The sequence below is a fragment of the Streptomyces lunalinharesii genome (genome assembly GCF_039532155.1).
Classification (GTDB): Bacteria; Actinomycetota; Actinomycetes; order Streptomycetales; family Streptomycetaceae; genus Streptomyces; species Streptomyces lunalinharesii.
This window is the reverse complement of record NZ_BAAARK010000003.1, coordinates 91,549-105,654: the sequence shown is the minus strand read 5'-3', so window position 1 is coordinate 105,654 and position 14,106 is coordinate 91,549. Positions and strand designations below refer to the sequence as shown.

The 14,106-nt window shown below is 73.5% G+C and carries 14 protein-coding genes; 4 read left to right on the top strand and 10 right to left on the bottom strand.

Going from position 1 to position 14,106, the window contains the following annotated elements:
* Nucleotides 1-96 precede the first annotated feature (96 nt).
* Both ABD385_RS06460 and ABD385_RS06455 read right to left on the bottom strand, forming a co-directional pair.
* A complete protein-coding gene (locus ABD385_RS06460) occupies nucleotides 97-714 on the bottom strand; it encodes a DUF6230 family protein (protein WP_344574016.1) in 618 nt (205 codons plus the stop codon).
* 698 nt (nucleotides 715-1,412) lie between these two features.
* On the bottom strand, nucleotides 1,413-2,381 hold the full coding sequence (locus tag ABD385_RS06455; RefSeq protein ID WP_344574015.1) for a tetratricopeptide repeat protein: 969 nt from the start codon (nucleotides 2,379-2,381) through the stop codon (nucleotides 1,413-1,415).
* A 318-nt stretch (nucleotides 2,382-2,699) separates the two neighbouring features.
* On the opposite strand from ABD385_RS06455, the gene ABD385_RS06450 reads away from it, so the two are divergent.
* Complete coding sequence (locus ABD385_RS06450) at nucleotides 2,700-3,338, top strand: TetR/AcrR family transcriptional regulator (protein ID WP_344574014.1); 639 nt, start codon at nucleotides 2,700-2,702, stop codon at nucleotides 3,336-3,338.
* Nucleotides 3,339-3,362: 24 nt separating this feature from the next.
* Here ABD385_RS06450 and ABD385_RS06445 read toward each other — a convergent pair whose 3' ends face one another.
* Together ABD385_RS06445 and ABD385_RS06440 are read right to left on the bottom strand one after the other, a co-directional pair.
* Entirely contained in the window at nucleotides 3,363-4,385 is a 1,023-nt protein-coding gene (locus ABD385_RS06445) for a GDP-mannose 4,6-dehydratase (RefSeq protein WP_344574013.1), read from the bottom strand.
* A complete protein-coding gene (locus ABD385_RS06440) occupies nucleotides 4,382-5,548 on the bottom strand; it encodes a UDP-N-acetylglucosamine--N-acetylmuramyl-(pentapeptide) pyrophosphoryl-undecaprenol N-acetylglucosamine transferase (protein WP_344574012.1) in 1,167 nt (388 codons plus the stop codon). The genes ABD385_RS06445 and ABD385_RS06440 overlap by 4 nt, the downstream gene beginning before the upstream one ends.
* A 62-nt stretch (nucleotides 5,549-5,610) precedes the next feature.
* Here ABD385_RS06440 and ABD385_RS06435 point away from each other — a divergent pair, with 62 nt between their 5' ends.
* The gene (locus tag ABD385_RS06435) at nucleotides 5,611-6,348 is read left to right on the top strand and encodes a response regulator transcription factor (RefSeq protein ID WP_344574011.1); all 738 of its coding nucleotides are present in this window, start codon (nucleotides 5,611-5,613) and stop codon (nucleotides 6,346-6,348) included.
* A gap of 79 nt (nucleotides 6,349-6,427) precedes the next feature.
* Nucleotides 6,428-7,852 (top strand): sensor histidine kinase, encoded by a 1,425-nt coding sequence (locus tag ABD385_RS06430; RefSeq protein WP_344574010.1) that lies wholly within the window; start codon nucleotides 6,428-6,430, stop codon nucleotides 7,850-7,852.
* Between the two features lie 46 nt (nucleotides 7,853-7,898).
* Here ABD385_RS06430 and icmA read toward each other — a convergent pair whose 3' ends face one another.
* The 4 genes from icmA to ABD385_RS06410 all read right to left on the bottom strand — a co-directional run bounded on the left by icmA (nucleotide 7,899) and on the right by ABD385_RS06410 (nucleotide 12,343).
* The gene (icmA, locus tag ABD385_RS06425) at nucleotides 7,899-9,599 is read right to left on the bottom strand and encodes a coenzyme B12-dependent isobutyryl-CoA mutase large subunit (protein WP_344574009.1); all 1,701 of its coding nucleotides are present in this window, start codon (nucleotides 9,597-9,599) and stop codon (nucleotides 7,899-7,901) included.
* A gap of 399 nt (nucleotides 9,600-9,998) precedes the next feature.
* On the bottom strand, nucleotides 9,999-10,331 hold the full coding sequence (locus ABD385_RS06420) for a DUF3817 domain-containing protein (protein WP_344574008.1): 333 nt from the start codon (nucleotides 10,329-10,331) through the stop codon (nucleotides 9,999-10,001).
* Between the two features lie 142 nt (nucleotides 10,332-10,473).
* Nucleotides 10,474-10,983, bottom strand: coding sequence for a MarR family winged helix-turn-helix transcriptional regulator (locus ABD385_RS06415; protein ID WP_344574007.1), 510 nt, complete (start codon nucleotides 10,981-10,983; stop codon nucleotides 10,474-10,476).
* Nucleotides 10,984-11,026: 43 nt separating this feature from the next.
* Nucleotides 11,027-12,343, bottom strand: coding sequence for an MFS transporter (locus ABD385_RS06410; RefSeq protein WP_344574006.1), 1,317 nt, complete (start codon nucleotides 12,341-12,343; stop codon nucleotides 11,027-11,029).
* A gap of 79 nt (nucleotides 12,344-12,422) precedes the next feature.
* Between ABD385_RS06410 and ABD385_RS06405 the strand changes: the two genes are divergently transcribed.
* On the top strand, nucleotides 12,423-13,412 hold the full coding sequence (locus ABD385_RS06405; RefSeq protein WP_344574005.1) for an ArsR/SmtB family transcription factor: 990 nt from the start codon (nucleotides 12,423-12,425) through the stop codon (nucleotides 13,410-13,412).
* Nucleotides 13,413-13,440: 28 nt separating this feature from the next.
* On the opposite strand, the gene ABD385_RS06400 is transcribed toward ABD385_RS06405, so the two are convergent.
* Both ABD385_RS06400 and ABD385_RS06395 read right to left on the bottom strand, forming a co-directional pair.
* Complete coding sequence (locus ABD385_RS06400; RefSeq protein ID WP_344574004.1) at nucleotides 13,441-13,749, bottom strand: MTH1187 family thiamine-binding protein; 309 nt, start codon at nucleotides 13,747-13,749, stop codon at nucleotides 13,441-13,443.
* Entirely contained in the window at nucleotides 13,746-14,096 is a 351-nt protein-coding gene (locus tag ABD385_RS06395; protein WP_344574003.1) for a DUF3817 domain-containing protein, read from the bottom strand. The genes ABD385_RS06400 and ABD385_RS06395 overlap by 4 nt, the downstream gene beginning before the upstream one ends.
* Nucleotides 14,097-14,106 lie beyond the last annotated feature (10 nt).

Sequence of the window (14,106 nt, the reverse complement as noted above, 5' to 3'; positions counted from 1 at the left end):
GGTGGATCCGTGGGTACTTCCAGCGCTACCCGGCGTACGGGCACGGGGAACGGCTCACGCCGCGACTGCCTACCCCGCGCCCGTACGCTCAGTGCGTCAGTAGCACTCGTTCTTGCCCTTGGTGACGCTCATCTTGAGGCCACTGAGCTTGAAGGTGCCGGCCGTGGTGGCCCAGGCACGCTGCTTGACACCGGTCAGGACGGCCTTGTCGGCCTCCTGGGCGAAGGAGCCGGGATCGGCCTTGTCGCCCTCCTTGATGCCGGGACCCTTGGTCGACGACCCCGCGGCAACACCGATGTTGATGTTGCTGAAGGTCGCGTCCGCGCTGAGCTGGTCCAGGTCGATGTAGAGGTTCTTCGCCACGACCGGCGTGTCACCACCACCGGCCCGGAGCTGCATCGACACGTCGCCGAAGACCGGGACCGGCACGACGACGGACTGGCACAGGTTACGGATCTTGGCGTTGGAGAACGCCGAGACCGCCACCGGGACGTTCTTGCCGTCCTTCTGGGCGTCGACCGCGCCGTACTGCACGAAGCCCGTGCCGTCCAACCGGTCCGTGCTGACCTTGAACTGCTGGCCGGACACGCTGAACGACGCCGCCAGGGCACCCTGCGAAAGGGCGACGCCGATCGCGGCGGTGGCCGCGACGCTCGGCACCATGACGACGGCGAACCGCTTCCATCTGGTCCCGCCACGAGTCAGGGACTCCATGACTTTCCTCCTTCTCGGACGTACATCTCCGGTACGCACCGCCCCATTTGAGGGAGGCCGTACCTGGGATGGGAGAAGTGCTACGTCCTCGGGAAGGAGAGCGCCCGTCTCGGAGGCACAGCGTGTTTCCGAACACCGGCGATCACCCCCGAGCGACAACCACTGGCCACGCTCTCGCGCAACCTCACCGGACAGGCTCTGCCGAACGGCAAAGACCCCCCTGTCCAGGGCCGGCGCCACTGCCGCCGACCCACTCGGTGGGGACCCAAGTACCCCGCTGCGCCGACCGGATGCCGGACTGCGGGAAATGGACCGAGCGTGGCCGATCGTCGTGCATTCCCGGCCGCCGCACAAGGCCCTCGTTACTTGCGGGTAACGGGCCGATAACCACGCCGCGACGCTCGGAGATCACCCGCGCACGCACCGTCGTCACTAACGATGACCAAACAAGGGACAATTAGCCTCAGACGCCGGCAAATTGGTCGCCTGGACTTACTCCAAGTAACAGCGGCCACCTTTACCAAGTTTCGGCAAAGCGTGGCCGCTGTTCCGTTTGCCGGACGCGCGCGCGGGAGTTCCCGCGGGGCAGAACCGGGCCAGGACGGATATTCCCCGGGAAAGCGCCGGACCCACGGGCAAGTGGGCGCGTAGCGCCGCCTTCTGGGGTGGGGCTCAGGGGGCGGGAGAGGAGTGCGGGGTCAGAACAGCACGCGCGCCAGAGCGGTGCGCGCCTTCGTCACCCGCGGATCGTCGGCGCCGATCACCTCGAACAGCTCCAGCAGCCGGACCCGCACGGCCTCCCGGTCGTTGCCGGCCGTCCGCTGCACGGCGTCGACCAGGCGCCCGAAGGCGTCCTCGACGTGGCCGCCCACCAGGTCCAGGTCCGCGGCCGTGATCTGCGCCTGGACGTCGGCCGGACGGTCCGCGGCCTCCTGCCGGACGGTCTGCGGGTTGAGGCCCTGCACCCGCTTCAGGAGTTCGGCCTGGGCCAGGCCGAGCTTGGCCTCCGGGTTGGTCGGGTCGTCGGCGAGGACGTTGTGGTAGGCGCGGATGGCGCCGTCGAGGTCACCGGCGTCCAGCGCGTCGGCCGCCGCGGTCAGCGCCGCGTCGTACGGGCCGACCGGCGGCTCCGCCGCGACCTCGGTCTCCTCGGCCGCCGCCGGGTCCACCGGCACGCCGACGATGCCGAACTGCTGCTCGGCGACCTGCACCAGCTGGTCCAGCACCTGGCGGAGCTGGCCCTCGGGGACCGCGCCCTGGAAGAGCGGGATCGGCTGGCCCGCGACGACCGCGAACACCGCCGGGATGCCCTGCACCCCGAACTGCTGGAACAGCATCTGGTTGGCGTCGACGTCGATCTTGGCGAGGACGAACTTGCCGGCGTACTCCGCCGCGAGGTTCTCCAGCAGCGGTCCGAGCTGCTTGCACGGCTCGCACCACTCGGCCCAGAAGTCGATGACAACCGGGACCTCGGTGGACCGTTGGAGGATGTCCTCCTGGAACCCCGCCTCGTCGACGTCGAACACCAGGCGGGTGGCACCGGCCGGCGCCGCGCCCGTGCGGGCGGCCTCGGCGCGGGCCTGCTCGGCCTTCTGCTTCGCTTCCCCGGCCGCCTTCACCGCTGCGAGGTCGACGACTCCACTCATGGACATGTTGCGTGGCTGCATGGGTCCATCCTCCCCCCTGAGCGACCGGTTCCGGAAAGCGATCCGGAAAGCGGGCCCGCCGTCCGCCGGCACGCCCCGCTGGAATGCGGTGCGCGCCCGGAATCCGGAGCCCGGTCTCGGCCCCGAAGGGCCGTTGCGCGTGCGGCCATGGGTCCCCACCCACGGCCAGTGGTCATCGCTCTTTCGCTACAGGTCGTAGCGTAACTCGGGGCCGCCCCCGGCCGGCAAGCACTTCCCGCCGGCCGCCGGGTGATCTCCCTCACGGACCGCGGTGACGCACCGGGTCCCGATGCCCTACTGGCCGGTATGGTCGCCCGCATGCAGCAGTCCGCCCACCCCGCGAAAGGCCGCCCGGGCCGCCCCCGCAGCGTCGAGACCGATCACGCGATCCTCGACGCCACCCGCGCCGCGCTCGTCGACGTCGGCTGGGGCGGACTCACCATGGGCGAGGTCGCCGCCCGCGCCGGGGTCGCCAAGACCACCCTCTACCGCCGCTGGGCCAACAAGAGCGAACTGGTCGTGGACGCCGTCGCGGTCCTCTTCGACGAGTTGGAACTCCCCGACCGGGGCTGCCTCCAGTCGGACATCGAGGGCGTGGTGCTCCAGTTCGGCACCCTGCTTGCCCGGCCCGAGACCAAGACCGCGCTGATGGCGGTGGTCGCCGAGTCCACCACCGACGACGCGCTGCGCGAGCGGATCCGCTCGGCGATCGTCGAACGGCAGAAACGGCTGGTGCTGCTGGGCCGCTCGCGGGCGCAGGCACGCGGCGAACTGCCGCCGGACGCCTGCGGACCCGAGGGTGAACGGGCCGCCGAACGCACCGTGGGACTGATCTTCGACGTGATCGCCGGGGCCGTGGTGCACCGGCTGCTGGTCAGCGCCGAGCCGGTGGACACCGGCTGGGCCCGGCAGTTCACCATCCTGCTGCTGACGGGCCTGGCCGGGCTGGGGCAGTAGCCCCGGCACCGGCCCGGCCCCGCCTCACACCTGGTAACGGTCCGCCCGGAACAGGTGCAGGTGCTCGGCCACCCACTCCGACGTGCGCGCCAGCCCCTCCTTGAGGGTGACCTCCGGCTGCCACGAAGCCCAGTCGCGGGCCCGGGAGTTGTCCGACAGCAGCCGCTCCACCTCGCTGCCGGAGGGCCGCAGCCGCGCGGCGTCCACCACCACCTCGGCGTCCCGCCCGGAGGCCGCGATCAGCGCCTCGGCCAGCGCCCCGATGGTGATCTCCTGGCCGCTGCCGAGGTTGACGACCTGTCCCAGGGCCCGGTCGCAGTCGGCCAGCGCCAGGAAGCCGGCCGCGGTGTCGGTGACGTAGGTGAAGTCCCGGGTCGGGGTGAGCGAACCGAGCTTGATCTGCCGGGCGCCGGCGTGCAGTTGGGCCAGGATCGTCGGGATCACCGCGCGGGCGGACTGCCGGGGCCCGTAGGTGTTGAACGGCCGCACCACCGTCACCGGCAGCTCGAAGGCGTGCCAGTGCGACAGCGCCATCATGTCCGCGCCGATCTTGGAGGCGGAGTACGGGGACTGCGGCTGGAGCGGGTGGTCCTCGCCGATCGGCGCGGTGCGTGCGGTCCCGTAGACCTCGCTGGTGGAGGTGTGCACCATCCGTCGCACCCCGTGCCGACGGCACGCCTCCGCGACGTTCTCCGTGCCCACCACGTTGGTCTGCACGTAGGCGCCCGGCGAGTCGTAGCTGTACGGGATGCCGATCAGCGCGGCCAGGTGGAAGACCGTGTCGCAGCCGGCGACGGCGTCCATCACCCGGCCGGCGTCCCGGATGTCCCCGGCGAGCATCTCGACCGGGCCGCCCGGCTCCAGGTAGCGGGCGAGGTTGCCCTTCTCCCCGTACGGCTTGTAGTGGACGAACGCGCGCACCTCGGCGCCGGCCGCCACCAACAGGTCCACCAGCGTCGAACCGATGAACCCCTCGGCCCCGGTGACCAGGACCTTCCGGCCGGCCCACGACCGGGACGCGGCGCTGCTCGTACTGCTCGTGCTCATGCTGACTCCTTCTGGGTGGTGACGAAGTGGTGTGCGTCGGGGTGGCCGGCCAGCGCCAGGGTCCGGGCGGCCAGCAGGTCCGCGGCCCGCGCGTGCGTGCCGGGGTCGGCGGCCGCGCCCATCGCGGCGAGCCGCGCCGGGTCGGCCAGCAGCGGCGTGACCAGGGCGTCCAGCCGCGCGCCGGTGACCTCGCCGTCGGGCAGCAGCAGCGCCGCCCCGGCGTCGGAGAGCACCCGGGCGTTGTGCGTCTGGTGGTCGCCGGGCGCGTGCGGGTAGGGGACGAGGACGGCCGGCATGCCGATCGTGGCGAGTTCGGCGACGGTCGCCGAACCGGCCCGGCACAGCACCAGGTCGGCCGCCGCGTACGCCAGGTCCATCCGGTCCAGGTACGGCACCGCCGTGGCGACCGCGGCCCCGCCGTTCGCCTCCAGGGCGGCCCGGGCGGCGTCCAGCGCCGCCGGCCCGGTCTTGATCAGCAGCCGCAGGCCGGTCCGGCTCAGGTAGCGGCCCGCGAGGTCGACGGCGGCCTCGGTGAGCCGGGCGGCGCCCAGGCTGCCGCCGTTGACCACGACCAGCCGGGCCTCGTCGGGGACGCCCAGGGCCCGGCGGGCGACCGGCCGCAGGGCCACCCGGTCCAGCGCGGCCAACGGCCCGGACAGCGGCATCCCCACCGTCTCGGCGCGCTCGCCGCCCGCCAGGTGGGGCCGGCTGCGGTCGAAGGCCAGCGCGATGTGCGGGGTGAGCCGGGCGGCGAACTTGTTGGCCCGGCCGGGCACCGCGTTGGACTCGTGGATCAGGCTGGGCAGTCCCGCCATCCGGGCCCCGACGATCACCGGGGCGCTCGGGTAGCCGCCCATGCCGACGGCGACCTGGGCCCGCTGGTCGCGCAGGATCGCCCGGCACTGGGCGCCGGAGCGCAGCAGCGCGGCCGGCAGCAGGTAGCGCCGGGCGCCCAGCGCCGGGTCGAACGGGATCATGTCGACGGTGTGCAGCCGGTAGCCGGCCTGCGGGATCAACCGTGTCTCCAGTCCGCGGTCGGTCCCCACGAAGGAGATCTCCGCGTCCGGTACGGCCCGACGCAGCGCGTCGGCGAGGGCGAGTCCGGGATAGATGTGGCCGCCGGTGCCGCCCGCACCGATCACGACCGAGAGTGGTGTGCGCATGGCCGCCACGCTCGTCGGCCGCCTTAAGAACGTTCTAAGACGCCGTTTGGCAGCCTTGGTCCATGACCGCACGCCCCGCACCCGCACCCGTTCCCGGCACCCCGCCGCCCGTCGCCCCCCGGATCCTGGTCGTCGACGACGAACCGGAGGTCCGCGCCGCCGTGGCGGACGGGCTCGCCGTCGAGGGCTACGCGGTCCGCGGCGCCGCCGACGGGCTGGCCGCCCTCTCCGAGGTCGCCACCTGGCAGCCGGACGCCCTCGTCCTCGACGTGATGATGCCGGTGCTGGACGGCCTGGCGGTCTGCCGCCGGCTGCGCGCCCTCGACGACCGCACCCCGATCCTGGTCCTGACCGCCCTGGACTCGGTCAGCGACCGGGTCGACGGCCTGGACGCCGGCGCCGACGACTACCTGGTCAAGCCGTTCGCCCTGGACGAGTTGATCGCCCGGGTGCGGGCGCTCCTCCGGCGGGCCGCGGCCGGCACCGCCGACGCCCGGCTGGCCTTCGCGGACCTGGTCGTCGACCCCGCCACCCGCAGCGGCCACCGCGGCGGGCGCCCGCTGGAGTTCAGCCGCACCGAGTACGCGCTGTTGGAGCTGCTGCTCCAGCACCCCGGCCAGGTGCTGCCCCGGGAGACGATCCTGGAACGCGTCTGGGGCCGCGACTTCGGCCCGGACTCCAACTCGCTGGCCGTCTACGTCGGGTACCTGCGCCGCAAGTTGGAGGCCGGCGGCGAACCCCGGCTGGTGCACACCGTGCACGGCGTCGGCTACCGCCTGGACCGGCCGGAGGGCACATGAGTCGGCCGACGCGAGGGCGCGAAGGGCGCCACGCCCCCGGAGCCCGGCCCGGCCCGGGCGGCCGCGACGGGGCGACGGCATGACCGGCCGGCGCCGCCTGGGCGGCCGCTGGGTCCGCCGCCGCCCCCTGCGCACCCGGCTGGCGCTCGCCGCGTCGGCCGCGGTGGCGCTGGTCGCGGTGGGCGTCTGCGCGGCCGCGTTCCTCGTCCTACGGGTCCAGATGACCCGTCAGCTCGACCTCAACCTGGCGCAGACCGCCACCCAACTCGCCCAGCGCACCCGCACCTGGGGCCCGACCGCGGGCGACACCTCCTGCCGCTACCAGGCCGTGCCCTGCGTCCAGATCATCCCCGCCGACCCCGCCAGGGACGCCCACGGCCACTCCCCCGTCCTGCCGGTCTCCCCCGCCACCCGCGAGGTGGCCACCGGCCGCCACGCGCCCTTCTACACCCACCTCACCGTCGCCGGGCACCCCGTCCGCATGTACACCGTCCGCCTGCACGGCAAAGACGAGGCGCTCCAGGTGGCCCTGCGCTCCGACACCGTCGAGCGCGGGGTGCGCCAGGCCGCGTGGGCCCTGGCGGCGGTCGGCGGCACCGGCGTCCTGCTGGCCGCCGCACTCGGCTACTGGGTCTCCCGCACGGGCCTGGCCCCGGTCGCCCGGCTGACCGCCACCGCCGAGCGGATCGCCACCACCCGTGACCCCCGGCACCGGATCGACCTCCCGACCGGACCCCGGGCCCACGAGGACGAGATCACCCGGCTCGCCACCAGCTTCAACACCATGCTCGGCGAACTGGAGCAGTCCGTCACCGCCCAGCGCCGCCTGGTCGCCGACGCCTCCCACGAACTGCGCACCCCGCTGACCGCGCTCCGCACCAACGCCGAACTACTGGCCCGGGCGGACCGCCTGACGGACGATCAGCGCAACCGGGCGTCGGGGGCGCTGACCCGTCAGCTCCGGGAGGTCACCACGCTCGTCAACGACCTCATCGAGCTGGCCCGCGACGAGGAGCCCCGGCCGCTGCTCGAACAGGTCCGCCCGGCCGACCTGCTGGAGCACGCGGTGGCCGCGGCCCGCGGGCACTGGCCGGAGGTCGCCTTCACCGCCCGGATCGCGCCCGCGGCGGCGGGCGCCACGCGCCCCGGCGTCCCCGCCCGGCTGACCCGACTGCTGTCCAACCTCCTGGACAACGCCGCGAAGTTCTCCCCGCCCGGCGGGCCGGTCGAGACCGAACTCGACGTCGTGGCGGACGCGTTGGACCTCACCGTCCGCGACCACGGCCCCGGCATCGCCACCGACGACCTGCCGTACGTCTTCGACCGCTTCTACCGCGCCCAGGCCGCCCGCGCCCTGCCCGGCTCGGGCCTCGGTCTGGCGATGGCCCGCCAGATCGCCCGCGCGCACGGCGCCGAACTCACCGCGGAACGGGCCCCGGGCGGCGGCGCGCTCTTCCGCCTGCGGATGCCGCTCGCCCCGCCCCCCGAAGCGGGAGCGGGGTGAGGGACGCCGGGCCGCTGGTTGCGCCGGGCGGCGGCCCGGCGGCCGGTCAGAAGCCGGCCGGCTCGGTGTACGTGCCCCATTCGTCGCGGAGCACGCCGCAGATCTCGCCGAGGGTCGCCTCCGCGCGGACGGCTGTCAGCATCGGCTCGATCATGTTGCGGTCGCTGCGGGCGGCGGCCAGCATCTCGTCCAGCGCGGCCTGCACCTGGGCGTCGTCGCGGGCCGCCTTGCGCTCCGCGAGGACCCGCACCTGCTCCCGCTCGACCTCGTGGCTGACCCGGAGGATCTCCAGGTCGCCGGTGACCGAACCGTCGTGGCAGTTGACGCCGACGACCCGCTTGTCGCCCTTCTCCAGCGCCTGTTGGTAACGGAACGCGGACTCGGCGATCTCGCCGGTGAACCAGCCGTCCTCGATCCCGCGCAGGATGCCGGAGGTGATCGGGCCGATCGGGTGCTGCCCGTTCGACACCGCCCGCGTCCCGCGCTCCGTTATCTGCGCGAAGATCTTCTCGGCGTCCGCCTCGATCCGGTCGGTCAGCGCCTCGACGTACCAGGAGCCGCCCAACGGGTCCGCGACGTTGCCGACGCCGGTCTCTTCCATCAGCACCTGCTGGGTGCGCAGGGCGATCTCGGCGGCCTGCTCGCTGGGCAGCGCCAGCGTCTCGTCCAGGGCGTTGGTGTGCAGCGAGTTGGTGCCGCCGAGCACCGCCGCCAGCGCCTCCACCGCGGTGCGCACGACGTTGTTGTACGGCTGCTGCGCGGTCAGCGAGACGCCGGCGGTCTGAGTGTGGAACCGCAGCCACTGCGCCTTCTCGCTGCGCGCCCCGTAGACGTCGCGCATCCAGCGGGCCCAGATCCGGCGCGCGGCACGGAACTTGGCGATCTCCTCGAAGAAGTCCACGTGGGCGTCGAAGAAGAACGACAGGCCGGGCGCGAAGGTGTCGACGTCCAGGCCGCGGGAGAGGCCCAGCTCGACGTAGCCGAAGCCGTCGGCGAGGGTGTACGCCAGCTCCTGCGCGGCCGTCGCGCCCGCCTCCCGGATGTGGTACCCGGAGACCGACAGCGGCTTGTAGGCGGGGATGCCGTGCGCGCAGTGCTCCATCAGGTCACCGATCAGCCGCAGGTGCGGCTCGGGCTGGAAGAGCCACTCCTTCTGCGCGATGTACTCCTTGAAGATGTCGGTCTGCAGCGTGCCGTTGAGCACCCCGGGGTCGACGCCCTGGCGCTCGGCCGCGACCAGGTACATGCAGAAGACCGGCACGGCGGGGCCGCTGATCGTCATGGAGGTCGTGACGTCGCCCAGCGGGATGTCCTTGAACAGGACCTCCATGTCGGCCGCCGAGTCGATGGCGACGCCGCAGTGCCCGACCTCGCCGAGCGAGCGCGGGTCGTCGGAGTCCCGCCCCATCAGCGTCGGCATGTCGAACGCCACCGAGAGGCCGCCACCGCCGGCCTTGAGGATCATCTTGTAGCGCTCGTTGGTCTGCTCGGCGTTGCCGAAGCCGGCGAACTGGCGGATCGTCCACGTGCGGCCGCGGTAGCCGGTGGGGTACAGGCCGCGCGTGAAGGGGTACTCCCCCGGCCAGCCGATCCGCTCGAAGCCCTCGACGGCGTCGCCGGGGCGCGGCCCGTAGACCGGCTCGACGGGGTCACCGGAGAGCGTGGTGAAGTCTGCCTCGCGCTTCCGGGCGGAGTCGTACCGGGCCTGCCAGCGGCGGCGGCCCTCTTCGATCGCGTCAGCGTCCATGCCCATGAATTTACTAGGACGTCCTAGTATCTGTCGATGGGAAGCGCCCCTGATTCGTCCTCGGGGTAGCCCCGTTCCCGCCCGACGCCGGCCCGGCGAGGGGCGGGAACGGCTTCCAGCGGGGCGGGCACGCCGTTCCGGCGAGCGGGAGCGCCTTCCCGAGAGGCCGGGCGCCCGTTCCCTAAGGGGCCGCGTGCCGCATCCCCTACGGGCCGCACGTCCCCCCACCGGGGGGCTGCCCACCGCCCGCACGACGAAAACGCAACGCCCCCGCCCTCCACGCCCGCCCCATGACGCCCCGCACCGCCCCGAACGCACCTGAGCCCCTCCCGTGCGACGGGAGGGGCCCAGGGAGGCGTGGCGCGGCACCACCAGGGCGCCGGGAGCAGCGTGCCGCCGTCAGACCCTGACCGGCTCCGGCGCGTCCTTGACCAGCAGCGGCGTGACCTCGCGGACCACCTTGCGCTCCACGAAGAACGCGGCGGTCGGGATCGTGCCGGAGATCAGCACCCACAGCAGCTTGGCGAACGGCCAGCGCGCCTTGGAGCCCAGGTCGAAGGCGAAGACCAGGTAGATGATGTAGAGGACGCCGTGGATCTGGGCGACGACCAGCGTCAGGTCCTTCCCCATTCCGAAGCCGTACTTGAACACCATGCAGGCGCAGAGCACGAGCAGCATCACGGCGGTGATGTAGGCCATCGCCCGGTATCGGGTCAGCACGCTGGATTTCATGGATACGAGCGTAACCGTCCGGAAATCCCCCGCGGACGCGGGGACCGTGCAAGCGCCCGGCAGCGCGGGCGGACGCGGCGCGGACCGCCCGCGCGTGCGCGGGGACCACGGCAGTGACCTGCACGAACCCCGTTGGGCAGGCTCAGTCGTCCGTGAAGTCCGCCGCCGCCACCCGCAGCGGGCGCAGCAGCGCGAAGATCTCGGCGCACTCCTCGGCGTCGTACGCCCCGAGCCCGAAGTCCATCGCCATCAGGTCGCGGGTGGCCGCGTCGCACACCTCGCGTCCCCGCTCCGTGATGGACGCCAGGGTGCCCCGGCCGTCGTTCGGGTTGGGCCGCTTGGCCACCAGCCCGGACTTCACCAGCCGGTCCACGGTGTTCGTCACCGAGGTGGGGTGCACCATCAGGCGCTCGCCGATCTTCGACATCGGCAGCTCGCCCGCCTTGGAGAACGTCAGCAGCACCAGCGCCTCGTAGCGGGCGAAGGTCAGCCCGTACGGCTTGACCACCGCGTCCACCTCGGACAGCAGGATCTGCTGGGCCCGCATGATCGAGGTGATCGCGGCCATGGCGGGCACGGATCCCCAGCGCTGCTTCCAGAGCTCGTCGGCGCGTGCGATGGGGTCAAAGGCAAGGCTGAGCGGCTTCGGCACGCTTCCGACCCTACCCGGCGGTCATATGTTGGTCAGCACCGTCTCAACTTTCGGTCTGCTGAAGCGGCCCGCGCCCGCCTCTCGCCCGCCCCGTCGCCCGCGCCCCGGACCGCCGGACCTCGGCGACCACCGCCAGGACGACGACCGCCCCGACCACCCCCGCGGCCGACATCACCACCGACAACGGGGCGCACTCCGCCGCCACTCCGGCCAGCCCCATCGCCAGCCCCATGCTCGTCATCCGGCCCGCCTGCATCACCGTCATCGCCTGCCCCAACAGCTCGTCGGGGACGGCGGCGACGAACCACCGGTCCACGCCGAAGTTGTAGGCGATGCCGGTGCCGGTCAGCACCAGCAGCGCCATGGCCCACCCCCAGGACGGCCGGGCCGCGAACCCCAGGGACGGCAGCACCGCGAACACCCCCAGGGGGAACGTCAACCGGGTCCGGGCGCGCGGCCCGAGGAACGTCCCCACCAGGGTTTCCGCGACAACCGCCCCGACCGGCATCCCGCACAGCAGCAGCCCCTGCCCCATCGGCCCGACCCCCAGCAGGTCCCCGTAGGGCACGAGCAGCGCCTCGGGGACGACCACGATGGCCGGCGGCACCCAGGTGAGCAGCAGCAGCGCCCGGATCCGCCGGTCGGCCAGCAGCCGCCGGATGCCGGCCAACGAGGCGCCCACCAACGCGCCGGGCGTCCGCCCCCGCGCCGGACGGGCGGCGGTCCCCAGCCGCAGCAGCAGCGCCGACGCGGTGAACGTCGCGGCGGTGAGGCCGAGCACCGCGCCCGGCGGGACCGCGGCCAGCAGCAGCCCGCCGGCCGCGAACCCGGCCAGTTGCGCGCCCTGGTTGACGATCCGGACCAGCGAGCGCCCCAGGACGAAGAGTTCGCCGTCGCCGAGGATCTCGCCGAGCGTCCCGGCCCGGGTGCCCGCGAAGACCGGCGCGACCGCCGCGATCAGGCAGCGCAGGACCAGCAGCACCGCCACCGGCGTGCCCGGCAGCACCATCGCCGCGGCCGCCGCCGCGCACACCGCGTCGCACAGCACCAGCACCCGGCGGGCCGGGTAGCGGTCGGCGACGGCCGACAGCAGGGTGCCGCCGACGACGTACGGCAGCAGGCCGAGCGCGAAGGTCAGCGCGCTGAGCAGCGGCGATTCGGTCAGCCGGTAGACCAGGACGGACAGCGCGAGTTCGCAGACCACCACGCCCAGGGAGGACAGCAGGTGGGCGGCGAAGACGGAGCGGAACTCGGGGACGGCGAAGACGGCGCGGTAGCCCGGGCCGGCGACGGGCGGGGCTAAGGCGGGCGGGCAGGCGGGAGCGGGGCCCGGCCGTGCGGGCCCGGAAGGCGTCGGCATGGCGTCAGGCTGCCGGGGGGACCTGACGGGACGTAGTGTTTCGGCTCCAGCCGAATTCCGGGGAGGGGAGGGCCGGGCGGTGCCGCTGGAACTGCACTTCGGGGCGGACGACCTGCTGCGGATCCGGTTCGCCATCTCGCCGCTGTGCGAGACCCACGAGGCGCTGCGGACCCTGCGGCGCACCGACCGGCACGGCTACCACCTGCCGTGGCTGCGCCGGATGCGGGAGCGGACGGCGGGGCTGGACCCGTCGCCGCTGTGGCTGTTCATGCCGTCCTCGCGGCCCGGCTACACCCCCGATTTCCTGGGTCGGCCGCCGGACGCGCCGCTGGCGGACTTCGCGGCGGAGCTGGCGCGCCTGCGGGCCACCGATCCGGCGCTGGCCCGGGCCGAGATGGCCAAGTCGCTGGCCTGCACGCCCGGGGCGGCGGAATCGCCGCGCGGCCGGGCGGCGCTGGCCGACCCGGCGCGGGCCGTGCAGGAGCTGGCGGACGTCACCGAACGGGCCTGGGAGGCCCTGCTGGCGCCCGACTGGCCGCGGCTGCGCGCGCTGTTGGAGGCGGAGATCGCCTACCGGTCGCGGCAGTTGGCGAGCGGTGGACTGCGCCGCCTGTTCGCCGATCTGCATCCGCGGCTGTCCTGGTCGGACGCCGGCACGCTGACCGTCCGCACCCGTACGGACTTCGCGCAGCTCCAGGACCTCGACGGCCGGGGCGTGCTGCTGTTGCCGAGCGTGTTCGTCTGGCCGGACGTGATCAGCGGCTTCGATCCGCCGTGGCAGCCGACGGTGATCTATCCGGCGCGCGGGATCGGCGGGCTGTGGCAGGAGCCGACGGGCGGCCCGGCACTGGCGCGGTTGCTGGGCGCCAACCGGGCCGCGGTGCTGACGGCCCTGGACGCGCCGGCGACGACCTCGGCGCTGGCCCACCGGCTGGGGCTGGCCGCCTCGTCGGTCTCGGCGCACCTGTCCGTGCTGCGCGACGCCGGGCTGCTGACCTCGCGCCGGCACGGACACCAGGTGCTCTACGAGCGGACGCCGCTGGGCCTGGCCCTCCTGGCCGGCGGCTGACGGCGCGGGGGGGGGCGGCCCCGGGGGCTCAGGCGCCCCGCTCGCCCCCGGCCAGGTGGCGCTCGACGGTCGCCACCTTCGAGGTGAGGCCGTCGGTGACGCCCGGCCGGATGTCGGCCTTCAGGACGAGCGAGACCCGCCCGGCGCGCGCCTCGACGGCGGCCACCGCGCGCTTGACGACGTCCATGACCTCGTCCCAGTCACCTTCGATGGAGGTGAACATGGCGTCGGTGCGGTTGGGCAGGCCGGACTCGCGGACGACGCGGACGGCGTCGGCGACGTACTCGCCGACGTCCTCGCCGACGCCCAGCGGGCTCACGGAGAAGGCGACGATCATGCGTTGACCGTACCTTCCTGGCGGGCGCGGGCGGCGATCGCGCCGGCCTCCTCCTCGCGCTTGAGCACCTTGTCCGCGTACAGGCCGCCGAACGGCAGGACCGCGAGGAGGAAGAAGAAGGCGACCCGCTTGAAGGGCCACTTGGTGCGGTTCCAGGCGTCCAGCAGCAGCACCACGAAGATCGTGAACAGGATGCCGTGCAGCAGGCCGAGCGGCATGACGAGCTTGTCGTAGCCCAGGAAGATCCGGAAGCCCGTGCCGAATATCAGCAGCGCCGGGAAGGAGAGCGCCTCCGGGATGGATGCCAGGCGCAGTCGGTGCAGGGCAGCGGCGGTCTTGATGTCCACGGGAACCTCG